Raw genomic sequence first — 14,196 nt, 5'->3', positions numbered from 1 at the left:
TATCCATCGGAATGGACCGCAGCAATCTCCGGAGTCTCGCTTGACCACCCCGCACAATCCCCCCTTCCGCGCCGAACACGTCGGCAGTTTCCTGCGCCCCGCCTACCTGCTCGAAGCCCGTGAGCGCTTTGCACGCCATGAGATCGATGCGACCGCGCTGCGCAGTGTCGAAGACCGGGCCATCGCCGAAATCGTCGCATTTCAGGAAGATCTGGGTCTCAAGAGCATCACCGACGGCGAGTTTCGCCGCACCTATTTTCACGTTGATTTCCTGCGCCAGCTGGGCGGCGTCGAGAGTGCCGAGCCCGTCACCATCATCCGCCCCGACGGCAGCCAGGAGCTGGCCCCGCCAGTGATGCGCGTGGTCGACAAGGTTCGCCATGTGCGCGACATCCAGCGCGCCGACTTCGATTTCCTGCAAAGCGTCATCAAACCCGGCCAGGGCAGCGTTGCCAAGGTCACAATCCCGTCGCCCACCATGCTGCACTTTCGGGGCGGTCGCGCCGGCATCAGTGCCACACACTATCCCGAACTCGATCCGGCCTTCTACGACGATGTCGCTCAGGCCTATGCTGCAGAACTGGCCAGTCTGGCGGCAGCCGGCTGCACCTACGTCCAGCTCGACGACACCAATCTGGCTTACCTGTGCGATGAAAAAATGCGCGAGGCAGCCCGCCAGCGCGGCGACGATCCCAATGAACTACCACACCGCTACGCCCGCTTCATCAACAAGGTCGTGGCACTCAAGCCGGCCGGCATGACCCTGGGCATGCATCTGTGCCGCGGCAACTTCCGCAGCACGCACGCAGCGTCCGGCAACTACGAACCCGTTGCCGAAGCCCTGCTGGCCGAAATGGATCTGGATGCCTATTTCCTCGAATACGACGATGACCGCTCGGGTGATTTCCGTCCGCTGCGTTTCCTGCCCAAGGGCAAGGTTGCGGTCCTGGGCCTGATCACATCCAAATTCGGCACACTGGAATCGGCCGACGCCATCAAGCGCCGCATCGACGAAGCGGCGCAATATGCACCGCTGGAGCAACTGGCACTGTCACCGCAATGCGGCTTCAGCAGCACCGTGCACGGCAACGATATCGCCGTCGCAGACCAGCGCAGGAAACTCGAACTGGTCGTCAAGGTGGCCCGCGAGGTCTGGGGCGACGCCTGACCCTTCAGTCAGATCAGTGTTCGACATCACTGCCCTTGCAAAGCACGGGCAGTGATGCGTACACACGACAATCAGGGAGTCGTCAGTAGAAAACCACCATGAATCGACAATTTTGATAGCAACATGGTAGAATCCCCGATTGCCTGAACAAACATCACATTGTTCAACAGAATAGAGACAGATGCCGCACTGATTGCCAGACAGGTAAATCGCAGCATCGCTCTTTCGGTAAATGCGCAGCACCCTGCTGCCCCCATCGCTCCCTGACCTTTTTCCTGACGCCTGCTGCACTGTGCGGGCGCACACGGTTGATCCGGTCGGCACGATGATCGATAACCCGTGTGATAAAAGGAACACCATGTCTTTTGAAGACCTGGGGCTGGCCCCTGTATTGCTTTCCGCATTGCGTGAAGCCGGTTTCACTGCCCCCACCTCCGTGCAGCAGGCCTCGATCCCGCCTGCACTCGAAGGCCATGACCTGATGGTCTCGTCGCAGACCGGCAGCGGCAAGACCGCCGCCTTCATGCTGCCCGCACTGCAACGCATCTCCCAAAAGCCCGCCAATGGCGGCAAGGGCGTGCAAGTGCTGGTGCTGACCCCCACCCGCGAACTGGCGCTGCAGGTCCACGCCGCCACCCAGAACTACGGCAAGAACCTGCCCGGCCTGCGCTGCACGACCGCCGTCGGCGGTATGCCCTACGGCGCGCAACTGCGCGCCCTGTCCAAGCGCGTGGACGTACTGGTTGCCACACCCGGCCGCCTGATCGATCACCTGCAATCGCGCCGCGTCGACCTGTCGTCGGTACACACCCTGGTGCTGGACGAAGCCGACCGCATGCTCGACATGGGCTTCATCGAAGACATCGAAAACATCGTCGAGCGCACGCCTGCCGCACGCCAGACACTGTTGTTCTCGGCTACGCTGGACGGCACGGTGGCGCGCCTGGCGCAGAAGATGATGCGCGATCCGCAACGCATCGATATCTCCAACCAGCGCCAGCAACACACCAACATCACCCAGAGCGTGTTGTTCGCCGATGACCACAGCCACAAGATGCGCCTGCTGGACCACCTGCTGCGCGATGTCGACATGAGCCAGGCCATCGTCTTCACCGCCACCAAGCGTGGTGCCGACGATCTGGCCGACAAGCTGGCCGAACAGGGCTTTGCTGCAGCAGCGCTGCATGGCGACATGAGCCAACGCCAGCGCACCCGCACACTGACCCAGCTGCAACGCGGCCAGTTGCGCATTCTGGTGGCCACCGACGTGGCCGCTCGCGGCATCGACGTGCAGGGCATCAGCCACGCCATCAACTATGATCTGCCCATGCAGGCCGAAGACTACGTGCACCGCATCGGTCGTACCGGTCGCGCCGGTCGTGATGGCCTGGCCTTCACGCTGGCTGTCCATGCAGAGCGTCACAAAGTGCGCCGCATCGAGCAATACATCGGCCGGCCGATTCCCCCCCAGACCATTGAAGGCCTGGAGCCGCGCGCCGCGGCACGCCCATCCGGCCCGCGCAGCGGCAAGCCGCGTCCCGGTGGCCGTCCTGGCCAGGGCCGCCCCGAGGGTGCCCGCAGCCGTCCCGGCAAACCCTATGGCGAGCGCAGCTTCAGCGACCGCGCACCGGCCAGCCGCCCCTTTGGCGACACGCCGCGTGGTGGCCCGCGTTTCCCGGATGCAGCAGAACTGGGCGGCGACAGCGCCCCCCGCCACAGCAAGCCGGCCTTTGACCGGGACAACCGCTACGGCGACAAGCCCGCCGCACGCCAGGGCGACCGTCCCGGCGGTTTTTCGCGCCCCGGCAAGCCCGGCGCACCCCGCCGTGCCGAAGGCCATGCGCCGGACCGCCGCGCCGGCAAGCCGGCCCCCCGTCGCGAAGGCAGCCGCAACCCGCGTCCTGCCCACTAAGCATACGACCTGAGGCAGGGCAGACCCTGCCGTTACAGCCGGATGCCATGCCGGCCCCATTTCAGGGGCCGGCATTTTTTTGTCTCGGTCTACAATGGCCATCGACATCACGGGCGCAACAGCGCCCGGCCAGACTACCGCGACACACCCCATGCACCGTTCTTCGCCGCCCTCCGCCTCACGCCCGCCCTTGCCCCCTGCCGATCCCGATGCCCTGGCCCACAGCGAACGCCTGTCGGCTCACCTGCGCACCCTGATCCGACAGAACGATGACTGGCTGCCTTTCGACCAATGGATGGAACAGGCACTGTATGCACCCGGGCTCGGCTACTACGCAGCCGGTAGCGCCAAGCTTTCTCCTGCATCTTCCGGCCCTCAGGTCACCGCCGGCGATTTCATCACCGCGCCCGAACTGAGCCCATTCTTCGGCCGGACGCTGGCGCGCGAGGCCGCCCGGGTCCTGACAGCCTGCGACAGCCTGCATGTGCTGGAGTTCGGTGCCGGCACCGGCCGTCTGGCTGAAGACGTCCTGACCGAGCTGCATCATATGGGCATGCCGGTACGCTACTCCATTCTGGAAGTCTCGGCCGATCTGCGCCAGCGCCAGCAGGCGCGCCTGGCCCCCTGGCAGGATCAGGTCGAGTGGCTGGATGCACTGCCCGACGCCTTCAGCGGTTGCGTGCTGGCCAATGAAGTCCTTGATGCCATGCCAGTCAAGATCGTCGGCTGGATCGCCGACAGCGAGGATCTGTCGACACCCGCACAACCTGTGGAATACGGCATCGCGCTGGATGACGACGACCGCTTCATCTGGCAGGCAAGGCCTGCGCAAGCCACACTGGCAACACGCATCGAGCAGCGGCTGCTGCCCTATCCCGGCTACCGTACCGAAATCAACCTGCAAGCCGAAGCCTGGATCGGCCAGATGGGCCGCTGGCTGCAGCGTGGTGCGGCGCTATTGATCGATTACGGCTTCCCCCAGCACGAGTATTACCACCCACAGCGAGCCACTGGCACCCTGATGTGCCACTATCGCCACCACGCCCACCCTGATCCCCTGCTGCTGCCGGGGCTACAGGACATCACAGCGCACGTCGACTTCACCGCCATGGCCGATGCAGCACTGCGTGCCGGGCTGGATGTGTCAGGCTACACCTCGCAAGGACGATTCCTGATGAATGCAGGCTTGCCCGAACTGCTGTCCGAACTCGATCCGCGCGAAACGGCACTGTACGCGCAGGCTGTCGGCCCGGTCCAGAAACTGCTGGGCGAAGCCGAGATGGGGGAACTGTTCAAGGTATTGGCACTGAGCCGGGGACTGCCCGCATCGCTGCAGGGCTTCGCGCGAGGCGACCGACGCCACACACTCTGATTGCGCGGCCCACCCCTTAAAGGGTGCCTGTCCATTCCGGGCCGGCCACCTTGATGCCTACCAGATCCAGCGCCTTGGCAACCGTATGGTCCACCATCTCCTCAATGGACGCAGGCCGGTAATAGAAAGCCGGCAGGGGCGGAAATACGATGCCACCCATTTCCGTGACAGCCGTCATATTGCGCAGGTGCGCCAGGTTGAAAGGCGTCTCGCGCACCATCAGCACCAAACGACGCCGCTCCTTGAGCGTGACATCTGCAGCCCGCGTCAGGAGATTGTCGGACAGGCCATGAGCAATGGCAGCCAGGGTTCTCATCGAGCACGGAGCCACGATCATGCCATCGGTATGGAAGCCGCCGCTGGCCAATGCTGCCCCCACGTCGCGCACACTGTAGACATGATCGGCCAGCGCATGAATCTCCTGGCGCGACATGTCCAGCTCATGCCGGATATTGAGCACCCCCGATGCCGACACCACCAGATGGGTTTCGACATCGGTCTGGGCGCGCAGCACCTGCAACATGCGCACCGCATGGATGGCCCCCGTGGCACCGCTGATCCCGATGACCAGCCTGCGCGCAGCCATCAGGCGGTGGCTCCCGCCTCGTCGAGCAACGTCTTGAGTTCGCCGCTCTCGCTCATTTCGCCCATGATGTCGGCACCGCCGATGAACTCACCCTTGACGTAGAGTTGCGGAATCGTCGGCCAGTTCGAGAATGTCTTGATACCGTTGCGGACCTCTTCATCTTCCAGCACATTGACCGTGATCAGTTGCTTGACGCCACAGGCCTTCAGAATCTGGATGGCACGACCGGAAAAGCCGCACTGGGGAAACTGCGCCGTCCCCTTCATGAACAGCACGACGGGATGATCGGTCACGGTCTTGCGGATGAAATCCTGAATTTCGCTCATTGCTTGCACCTCATGTATCCAATGTCTGTTGAAAACCAACGGACCAGTGTAAACCCGTCCGGACTGCCATGGGGGCAATCCCCTACGCCGCTTGCGTATTGGCAGCAATCGACCTGCTGCTCAGACGCCCACAGCCGCACGCATCATCGCCGTCCACCCGAAATCCGCTCGATACCCGCCAGGTCGCACCGACTGCCCACTTCGGCAAAACCATACGTCAGCAACAATGCCCTGACAGCCTGCGCCTGGTCCCAGCCATGCTCCAGCCAGAGCCAGCCCCCAGGCTTCAGCCATGCGCCCGCGCCCTGCACGATCGCTCTCAAAGCCTGCAGGCCATCAGCCCCATCCGTCAAAGCCGTGGTCGGTTCAAAGCGCAGATCGCCCTGCGCCAGGTGCGGATCCTCGCTCGCAATATAGGGAGGATTGGAGACGATCAGGTCAAAACCCGGTTCCACATCAGCCAGCGCCGCATACCAGTCACCCTGGTGCCACTGTACAGCCGCATTCAGCCGCTCACCATTGCGCCGGGCCACCGCCAATGCAGCACGGCTGGCATCGCTGGCATAAACGACCGCATCCGGGCACATCAACGCCAGCGATATGGCAATCGCACCACTGCCCGTTCCCAGATCAAGCACCCGAACTGCGGGACGATCACGGATAATGTCCTGCGCAGTGGCAACCAGCGTCTCGGTATCCGGCCGGGGAATCAGCACGTCCGGGGTAACCTCGAACATCCATCCCATGAACTCACGCTCGCCCAGCAGATAGGCCATGGGTTCACCCGCCTCGCGCCGCCGCACCCACTCCAGGAACAGTTGCACGGCAGCCTCCGGCAACGGCTCATCATCATGGGCCAGCAACCAGGCGCGCGGCCGACGCAAGGCCTGCTCCAGCAACATGCGCGTTTCCAGTCGAGGCAGGCGACAGGCGGCAGTCAGCGATCGCACAGTTGACACAGTCACTGCGCCACGCTCCGGCATGGCTGTCGCATCAACACCCATGGCGCTCACTCCAGGCTCAATGCGGCCAGTTGCTCGGCCTGGTGCTCGGCGATCAGGGCGCGCACCAGCTCACTCATGTCACCATCCATGATCTGCTGCAACTTGTAGAGCGTCAGGTTGATCCGATGATCGGTCAGTCGCCCCTGCGGAAAATTGTAGGTTCGGATACGCTCAGAGCGATCTCCCGACCCCACCAGACTCTTGCGCTGCGCAGCCTCCTTGCTCTGGCGTTCGCGCTGCTCCTTGTCCTTGAGCCGCGCAGCCAGCACCTGCATGGCTTTGTCGCGATTGCGGTGCTGCGAGCGATCATCCTGGCACTCCACCACCAGCCCCGTCGGCAAGTGAGTGATACGGACGGCCGAATCCGTCTTGTTGACGTGCTGCCCTCCCGCGCCGCTGGCACGGAAAGTATCAATCCGCAGGTCATTGGTATTGATCACGATGTCGCTGGTCTCGTCGGCCTCCGGCATCACGGCTACGGTGCAGGCCGACGTATGGATGCGCCCCTGAGATTCGGTCGCCGGCACGCGCTGTACCCGGTGCGCACCCGACTCGAATTTGAGCTGGCCATAAACGCCTTCGCCATCGAGGCGCACAATCACTTCCCGGTAACCACCCAGTTCGGAAGGACTTTCCGACATCAGTTCAACGCGCCAGCCCTGCTGCTCGGCATAACGTGTGTACATGCGCAGCAGGTCACCGGAAAACAGGGCACTCTCATCACCGCCCGTGCCGGCCCGGATTTCCAGAAACACGCCACGTCCGTCATCGGGATCGCGCGGCAGCAACAGGATCTGCAGCTCACTGTCGAGCCGTTCCAGACGTTCGCGTCCGGCCAGCAACTCTTCCTGCGCCATGTCCTTCAACTCAGGATCATCCAGCATCTCCTGGGCAGCCGCAATATCGGCCTCTGCGCAGGCAAAGGCCTGATAGCCCATCACCACCGGCTCAAGTTCGGCCCGTTCACGCGATATTTTGCGAAAGCGGTTCATATCGTCGGCCGCATCGGGCTCGGCGAGCAACGCGTCGATCTCCAGCAGGCGATTCGACAGTTGCTCCAGCCGGTTGCGCATGGATGCTTTCATCTTCAGGGTCTCCGTCGCGGCGGCGACGGGAGCCGGCGACCAGGCAAAATGATAAAGGCGGAGAACTGTGCAAGCGCCGTCGCGTCCCGTCCACGGCCGGCACACAGTCATGCGCGCAGCGCATACTGTACTGCGGGTCGGACAGCGGCGCTAACGGCGCTGGTCGAGTGGGGGAAACAGGCGCGGCAGCATGGCCAGCAGTTGCTGGCGCTCGGTATCACTGCCGTGATGCAGCGCGGCCAGCGGGCCGTGCATGTATTTCTGGGTCAGGCCATAGGCCAGTTGCTCCAGCACAGCCTCGGCATCGTCACCACGCGCCAGGGCGCGGCGTGCGCGATCAAGTTCGAACTGGCGCAGATCGTCAACCGAGCGATGCAGATCGACGATCGCCGGCACTGCTGCACGGGCCTGCAGCCAGTGCATGAAATTGCGCACTCGTGTCTCGATGATGGCTTCGGCCTGCACCACGGCCGCCTTGCGCGCATCCGCACCACTCTGGACCAGACGGCCCAGGTCATCGACCGAGTAGAGGTAAACGTCGTCAAGCCGCGCCACTTCGGGCTCGATATCTCGCGGCACTGCCAGATCGACCATGACAATGGGCTTGCGCCGACGCATGCTGGTAGCGCGCTCGACCATGCCCAGCCCCAGGATCGGCAGCGAACTGGCCGTACAGGACACCACCACGTCGTATTCGGCCAGCCGTTCTGGCAAGTCCGACAGGCGCATGGTATCGGCGTTGAACCGGTTGGCCAGCGACTCGGCACGCTCAAGCGTCCGGTTGGCCACCATCATGGCCTGCGGCCGCTGGGCCGCGAAGTGCGTGGCACAGAGTTCGATCATCTCGCCCGCCCCGATGAACAGGGTCCGGGTTTCGCTCAGGTCACCGAATACACGCTCGGCCAGCCGCACTGCGGCAGCAGCCATGGAGACCGAATGGGCCCCGATGGCGGTCTGCGAACGGACTTCCTTGGCAACGGAAAACGTACGCTGGAACAATTGATGCAACAGCGTACCCAACGTGCCAGCCTCGCCTGCGACACGCACGGCATCTTTCATCTGCCCCAGGATCTGCGGCTCGCCCAGCACCATCGAGTCCAGCCCACTGGCGACGCGGAAAGCATGGCGCACGGTTTCATCGCCGCTGTGGCGATACAGGTGGGGCTGCAGGCTGCCGGCATCGAGGCTGTTGAACTCTGCCAGCCAGAGCGGCACTTTTTCTACGGCATGGGACTCGGCCGCACAGTAGATCTCGGTGCGGTTACAGGTCGACAGGATGGCAGCCTCGCGCACTGCACCGCCAAAGGCCGCACGCAGGCCTGCCAGTGCCGGCTTGATGACATCAAGGGGCACGGACACCTTCTCGCGCACCGAGACGGGTGCCGATACATGGTTGAGACCAAGACTGAGAACCTGGACGGACATAGGTTGCAGCGATTGCGAGTTTGAAAGCAATATTTTCTATAGATTATAGACCGCTTGACAGCTTATGGAAATTCATGCAACTGAAGAAAAACTGTTCTCAAATGCAGACATCCGCCGTCACCACGATGATACGTGCCACGCGTGCTTTCTCTGTTGATCTGTCACAACCCTTGACGTCTTGGCAGTAGATTCCGGGCCACTGCCAAGACGACCTTGCAACATCGATGTCGACTTTCCTTCAAAAACCATTTGACAGGCCTGAAGAGTGCGGTTTATTATTCCGCTTCTTCGCGTGGCCTTGTAGCTCAGTCGGTAGAGCAGAGGATTGAAAATCCTTGTGTCGGTGGTTCGATTCCGCCCAAGGCCACCACAGATTAAACGCCCAGCTGTTACCAGCTGGGCGTTTTCATTTCTGCCCTGGCCTTGTCTTGTCTACAAGGCTTGCAACTCGGTTTCCTGATGACCGGGACGCCCGCCAGCCACTGGCAACTCAACCTCTCCTGCCGTGCTGCTATCCGGGTCGGCAGCGGTGCCATCGCTGCCTTCTGTCAGCACGTCAAGATACGGCAACTGCAGTGCCTGGCTCGTTGCCCTGCGAATTTCGTTGGTCAAGGCAGCACTGTCGTTGATCTTGCGCCCGTAGGAGGGAATGATCTCGGTCAGGCGTGTTTTCCAGCGTGTCTCGAACTGCTCCGGGAATGCCTGGGACAACACCCGCAGCATGATGGGTGGCGAGGTCGAAGCACCAGGGGATGCGCCCAGCAGCGCAGCGATGGTATGGTCGCGATCGGCCACGACCTCGGTGCCGAACTGCAACACGGTGCCCTGCTCCGGATCCCGCTTGATCACCTGTACTCGCTGGCCTGCCGTCACCAATCGCCAGTCTTCGGGATGCGCCTGAGGATAATACTTGAGCAACTCGGCCTGTCGATCGGTGTCCGACAGCATGGCCTGCCCCATCAGGTAACTGACCAGATCCAGGTTATCGAGACCCACGCGCAACATGCCACCCAGGTTATCGTGATTGACCGACGAAAACAGATCAAACCATGACCCCTCTTTGAGGAACTTGGTGCTGTACAGCGCGAATGGTCCGAACAGAACCACGGGCTTGCCATCAAGCTTGCGGGCATCAAGATGCGGTACCGACATCGGTGGCGAGCCCGTTTCGGCACGACCATAGGCCTTCACATCATGGCGTCCGGCGATATCCGGCGCATCGAATGCCAGGAACTGCCCCCCCACCGGAAAGCCGGCGTAATTGCGTGCCTCGGGGATGCCCGACATCTGCAGCAGCTTGAGTGACGCACCGCCCGCACCAATAAATACAAAGCGCGACTTGATCGTACTCTCCTGCCCCGTTTCCAGATCCCGCACAGTCACGTTCCAGGTCTTGTCGTCGTTCTGGCGCAGGGCCGTCACTTCGTGCGCAAGGCCCAGATGAAAGTTCGGATTACGTTGCAGTGCCTGGGTCAATTGCGTGGCGATCACGCCGAAGTTCACGTCAGTACCCAGAGGCATATAGGTCGCGGCCACTTTCTGCGCCGGATCACGTCCCTCGATCAGCAGGGGTGCCCATTGGCGAATCTGCTCAGGGTCCTCGGAGTACTGCATGCCATAGAACAGCGGATGACGAACCAGTGCCGCATGGCGCTTGCGCAGGTACTCGATGTTCTCATCACCCCAGACGAAACTCATGTGCGGCGTCGGATTGATGAAATCGGGCGGCGACGGCAGGCGTCCCTGCTCGGCCTGATGCGCCCAGAACTGTCGCGACACCTCGAATTGCTCGGCGATATCGACGGCCCGGCCAGTCTCGATGGAGCCATCAGGAGCCTCGGGTGTGTAGTTCAGCTCGGCAAAGCCGGAATGCCCCGTACCGGCATTGTTCCAGCCATTGGAACTCTCGAGCGCAACCTCATCAAGCCGCTCGAACATGTACACCTGCCAGTCCGGTTCCAGTTCCTGGAGATAGGTTGCCAGCGTCACGCTCATGATGCCACCACCAATCAGCACGGCATCGACAGGCTCCTCGTTGCTGGCAGGCGGCACTGACCGCTCGTAGAGTGGCCAATAGAGAAACAGGCCAAAAGCCAGCACAGCCACGGAAACGGTACCAGCCAGATATTTGATCAGTTTTCTGCGCATATGCACCTCGTCAAGGATAAGATTTTCCAATCCAACATATAGTCACGATAGTATCTTTGACAGATGCATCTTGCCCGCATACCCACTGGGCAAGCAAGGTTACGGCCCACCAAACACCCCTGCACGCAAGACAGCAGCAATCAGGCTGCCGTGCGCAGACGACGCAAAATAATGGGCACGAAGAGGGACAGCAACGCCAGCGACAGGAAGATCATTGAGACAGGCGTCTCGACCAGCACGGATAGCTGCCCCTGTCCTGCAGCCAGGGCCGTGCGAAGCTGGTTCTCGGCCAGCGGCACCAGGATCAGCCCGATCAGCAGCGGCGGAATCGGAAAACCATAGACCCGCATCGCATAGCTGAGCAAGCCTAGCACCGCCATCAGCCCCAAGTCGAACACCGACCCGGAAACACCCCAGATACCCATCATCGCAAACACCAGGATGCCGGCATACAGCTGCGGCTTGGGGATATACAGCAGCCGTACCCACAGGCCGACCAGCGGCAGGTTGAGCACCAGCAGCATGAAGTTACCGATATACAGGGATGCGATCAGTCCCCATACCAATTCAGGGTTGCCGGTAAACAGGAACGGACCCGGCTGCAGGCCATAGTTCTGGAATGCAGCCAGCAAAATGGCAGCCGTAGCCGAAGTCGGCAGCCCCAGCGTCAACAATGGCACCAGAATGCCGGCAGCAGCGGCATTGTTGGCCGCCTCGGGTCCCGCCACGCCTTCGATGGCCCCTTTGCCGAACTCGTCCTTATGCCGCGACAGCTTTTTTTCCAGGGAATAGGACAACATGGTCGGTATTTCCGAACCGCTGCCGGGGATGGCCCCCATCGGAAAGCCAATCGCCGTGCCACGCAGCCAGGGCTTCCAGGAGCGACGCCATTCGTCCCGTGTCATCCAGGCCTTGCCCTTGATCGGGATGATTTTCTCCTGTCCGTGCGAATAGCGGCTGGCCACATACAGAATCTCGCCCACGGCAAAGACCGATACCAGCACCACTGTCAGTTCCACGCCATCAAGCAGGTCGGCCATGCCGAACGTCATGCGCGGCTGCCCCGTCATGGCATCGATGCCGATCACCCCCAGCGCCAGGCCCATGAACAGGGAAACGAAACCACGTACACGCGAGGCACCCATCACGACGGCCACCGACGTGAACGCCAGCACCGTCAGGGCAAAATAATCGGCAGGCTTGAGCACGAATGCCAGCTCGGCCACGACGGGAGCGGCGAAGGTCAACAACAGGGTAGCAATCGTACCCGCCACAAAGGAACCGATGGCAGCCGTCGCCAATGCGGCCGCACCTCGACCGGCACGCGCCATCTTGTTGCCTTCCAGCGCGGTCATCATCGAACCCGCCTCGCCCGGCGTATTGATCAGGATCGAAGTGGTCGAGCCGCCATACATGGCCCCGTAGAGCACACCGGCGAACATGATGAATGCCGAGACCGGCCCCACCGAAATGGTGACCGGCAACAGCAGCGCAATGGTCAGCGCCGGGCCGATGCCCGGCAAGATACCAATCGCCGTACCCAGCACAGATCCCAGGAATGCCCACATCAGATTGGCTGGTGTCAGCGCCACCTCGAAACCCTGCAGCAACAAGCCCAGCGTATCCATCACAGCCCCGTCAGCGGCAGGAAGCCGCCCAGTTGCAAGCCCAGCCAGCCGAACAGCAACCAGCTGATCGTCCCCAGGCCAAAGCCAGCGGCCAGGTCAAACAAGACGTGCCTCGAACCGAAAGCACGCGCCACCAGCATGAACGACAGCATCGCCGTTACCGGCAATCCCAATGGTTCCATGGTCAGCGCCGGCAGCACCGCTGCCAGCAAGGCCGTGCAGAAGGCACGCCGGTCCATTGAACGGCCGGCTTCGGCATTTTCGGCATCCTGGGGTTCGAACACCTCGCCCCGCGCAATCTGCACCAGCAGCATAATTCCCAACGCCACCAGCCCCAGGCCGATCACCACGCCGAACATGCCCGGCCCGATGCCTGCATAGCGAGCTGTCACAGGCAGGGCCGACGCAGCATAGGCGCAGATGCCGCCCATCAGTATCACGGCCAGCCCCAGCCACCAGGGGCGTCTGCGCAATACGGGCGTACCGCCGCACTCCGCCGCCGACACTTATTGCTCCGCCAGGCCGGCGTCCTTGAGGACCTGATTGATCCGCTCGCTCTCGGCCTGGATAAAGGCACCGAACGCATCACCCGCCAGGAAATAGTCATCCCATCCCTGCCTGGCCAACACAGCGCGCCATGCCTCGCTATCGTTGAGACGCGTGAATCGTTCGACCCACTCCTGGCGGTTGGCCTCGGGCATATCGACGGCACCGAGGATGCCGCGCCAGTTTGCAATCTCGACATCGTAGCCAGCCTCCTTGAAGGTCGGCACACTTTCCAGACCTTTCATGCGCTCAGCCGTAGTAATGCCAAGAATTCGGATCCGCCCGCTGTCGGCAAACTGCCGGAACTCCGAAATACCGGAAATGCCGGCTTTCAGGGTGCCATTGACAATGCCCGTTACGGTATCCGCACCACCCGCCTGCGGAATGTAATTCAGCGCCGGCACCGACGCCCCGGCGCTCTGCGCCAGCAACGCCAGCGCAATGTGATCCACGCCGCCCGCCGAGCCACCGCCTACAGGCGTGCCTCCCGGATCGCGCTTGAGCGCCTCGGCGAAATCAGCCAGGGTGGCATACGGGGAATCGGCCTTGACGGCCAGCACCAGGTACTCGGCAGTCAACCGCGCAATCGGTGCGAACTTATCCAGTTCGACAGGAGAGTGATTGAGCGTGATCGCCCCCACCGTAATCGCACCAAACACGGCCAGGGCATCTGCCTTACCCTTCTGGGCACGCTGGAACTCGGCCAGCCCGATGGTGCCGCCGGCCCCGCCGCGATTGGAAAAATTGACCGTACCGGTATAAATGCCGGCCTGGTTCAGAGCCTGGAACGCCTGTCGCCCGGTGGCATCCCAGCCCCCGCCAGGATTGGCCGGCAGCATGACGCTGACCTGCGCCTGGGCCGTACCGACGCACAGCACGGCCGTAGCCGCCAGCGCCTTGAGAATATGGCTGATCCGCATCGCGTGTGTCTCCTCGCTAGAGGCCGACAGGTCAGGCCGTCGGCCAGCATGTTTTTTATATATTTATTGGATGTTC

At 62.2% G+C, this 14,196-nt stretch carries 12 protein-coding genes and 1 tRNA gene; 4 read left to right on the top strand and 9 right to left on the bottom strand.

What is annotated here, in order from left to right; genetic code table 11:
* Window positions 1–40 precede the first annotated feature (40 nt).
* The 3 genes from DD235_RS12690 to DD235_RS12680 all read left to right on the top strand — a co-directional run bounded on the left by DD235_RS12690 (window position 41) and on the right by DD235_RS12680 (window position 4,452).
* Window positions 41–1,168 carry a 5-methyltetrahydropteroyltriglutamate--homocysteine S-methyltransferase gene (locus tag DD235_RS12690; protein WP_109062465.1) on the top strand — a complete coding sequence of 376 codons (1,128 nt, stop codon included), beginning with the start codon at window positions 41–43 and terminating at the stop codon, window positions 1,166–1,168.
* A gap of 358 nt (window positions 1,169–1,526) precedes the next feature.
* Complete coding sequence (locus DD235_RS12685; protein WP_109062464.1) at window positions 1,527–3,080, top strand: DEAD/DEAH box helicase; 1,554 nt, start codon at window positions 1,527–1,529, stop codon at window positions 3,078–3,080.
* Window positions 3,081–3,231: 151 nt separating this feature from the next.
* A complete protein-coding gene (locus tag DD235_RS12680; protein ID WP_109062543.1) occupies window positions 3,232–4,452 on the top strand; it encodes a class I SAM-dependent methyltransferase in 1,221 nt (406 codons plus the stop codon).
* A 16-nt stretch (window positions 4,453–4,468) separates the two neighbouring features.
* Here DD235_RS12680 and DD235_RS12675 read toward each other — a convergent pair whose 3' ends face one another.
* From DD235_RS12675 to hemA, 5 genes are all read right to left on the bottom strand, one after another.
* Window positions 4,469–5,038: a UbiX family flavin prenyltransferase gene (locus DD235_RS12675; protein WP_109062463.1), complete on the bottom strand. Its 570-nt coding sequence runs from the start codon at window positions 5,036–5,038 to the stop codon at window positions 4,469–4,471.
* Window positions 5,038–5,364 (bottom strand): Grx4 family monothiol glutaredoxin, encoded by a 327-nt coding sequence (gene grxD, locus DD235_RS12670; RefSeq protein ID WP_109062462.1) that lies wholly within the window; start codon window positions 5,362–5,364, stop codon window positions 5,038–5,040. The genes DD235_RS12675 and grxD overlap by 1 nt, the downstream gene beginning before the upstream one ends.
* Before the next feature lie 143 nt (window positions 5,365–5,507).
* Window positions 5,508–6,368 (bottom strand): peptide chain release factor N(5)-glutamine methyltransferase, encoded by an 861-nt coding sequence (gene prmC / locus DD235_RS12665; protein WP_239990137.1) that lies wholly within the window; start codon window positions 6,366–6,368, stop codon window positions 5,508–5,510.
* A 5-nt stretch (window positions 6,369–6,373) separates the two neighbouring features.
* Window positions 6,374–7,453, bottom strand: coding sequence for a peptide chain release factor 1 (gene prfA, locus DD235_RS12660; protein WP_109062461.1), 1,080 nt, complete (start codon window positions 7,451–7,453; stop codon window positions 6,374–6,376).
* 150 nt (window positions 7,454–7,603) lie between these two features.
* The gene (gene hemA / locus DD235_RS12655; RefSeq protein ID WP_109062460.1) at window positions 7,604–8,878 is read right to left on the bottom strand and encodes a glutamyl-tRNA reductase; all 1,275 of its coding nucleotides are present in this window, start codon (window positions 8,876–8,878) and stop codon (window positions 7,604–7,606) included.
* A gap of 294 nt (window positions 8,879–9,172) precedes the next feature.
* On the opposite strand from hemA, the gene DD235_RS12650 reads away from it, so the two are divergent.
* A tRNA-Phe gene (locus DD235_RS12650) sits at window positions 9,173–9,248 on the top strand.
* A gap of 62 nt (window positions 9,249–9,310) precedes the next feature.
* Here DD235_RS12650 and mqo read toward each other — a convergent pair.
* The 4 genes from mqo to DD235_RS12630 all read right to left on the bottom strand — a co-directional run bounded on the left by mqo (window position 9,311) and on the right by DD235_RS12630 (window position 14,120).
* The gene (gene mqo, locus DD235_RS12645; protein WP_109062459.1) at window positions 9,311–11,026 is read right to left on the bottom strand and encodes a malate dehydrogenase (quinone); all 1,716 of its coding nucleotides are present in this window, start codon (window positions 11,024–11,026) and stop codon (window positions 9,311–9,313) included.
* Between the two features lie 140 nt (window positions 11,027–11,166).
* A complete protein-coding gene (locus DD235_RS12640) occupies window positions 11,167–12,654 on the bottom strand; it encodes a tripartite tricarboxylate transporter permease (RefSeq protein ID WP_109062458.1) in 1,488 nt (495 codons plus the stop codon).
* Window positions 12,654–13,160 (bottom strand): tripartite tricarboxylate transporter TctB family protein, encoded by a 507-nt coding sequence (locus DD235_RS12635; RefSeq protein ID WP_239990136.1) that lies wholly within the window; start codon window positions 13,158–13,160, stop codon window positions 12,654–12,656. The genes DD235_RS12640 and DD235_RS12635 overlap by 1 nt, the downstream gene beginning before the upstream one ends.
* A complete protein-coding gene (locus tag DD235_RS12630) occupies window positions 13,161–14,120 on the bottom strand; it encodes a Bug family tripartite tricarboxylate transporter substrate binding protein (RefSeq protein WP_109062457.1) in 960 nt (319 codons plus the stop codon).
* Between the last annotated feature and the right edge of the window lie 76 nt (window positions 14,121–14,196).

The sequence above is a fragment of the Corticimicrobacter populi genome (assembly GCF_003123725.1).
Classification (GTDB): domain Bacteria; phylum Pseudomonadota; class Gammaproteobacteria; order Burkholderiales; family Burkholderiaceae_B; genus Corticimicrobacter; species Corticimicrobacter populi.
Note: the sequence above shows the minus strand (reverse complement) of the source record. Positions and strands in the feature narration are given on the sequence as shown.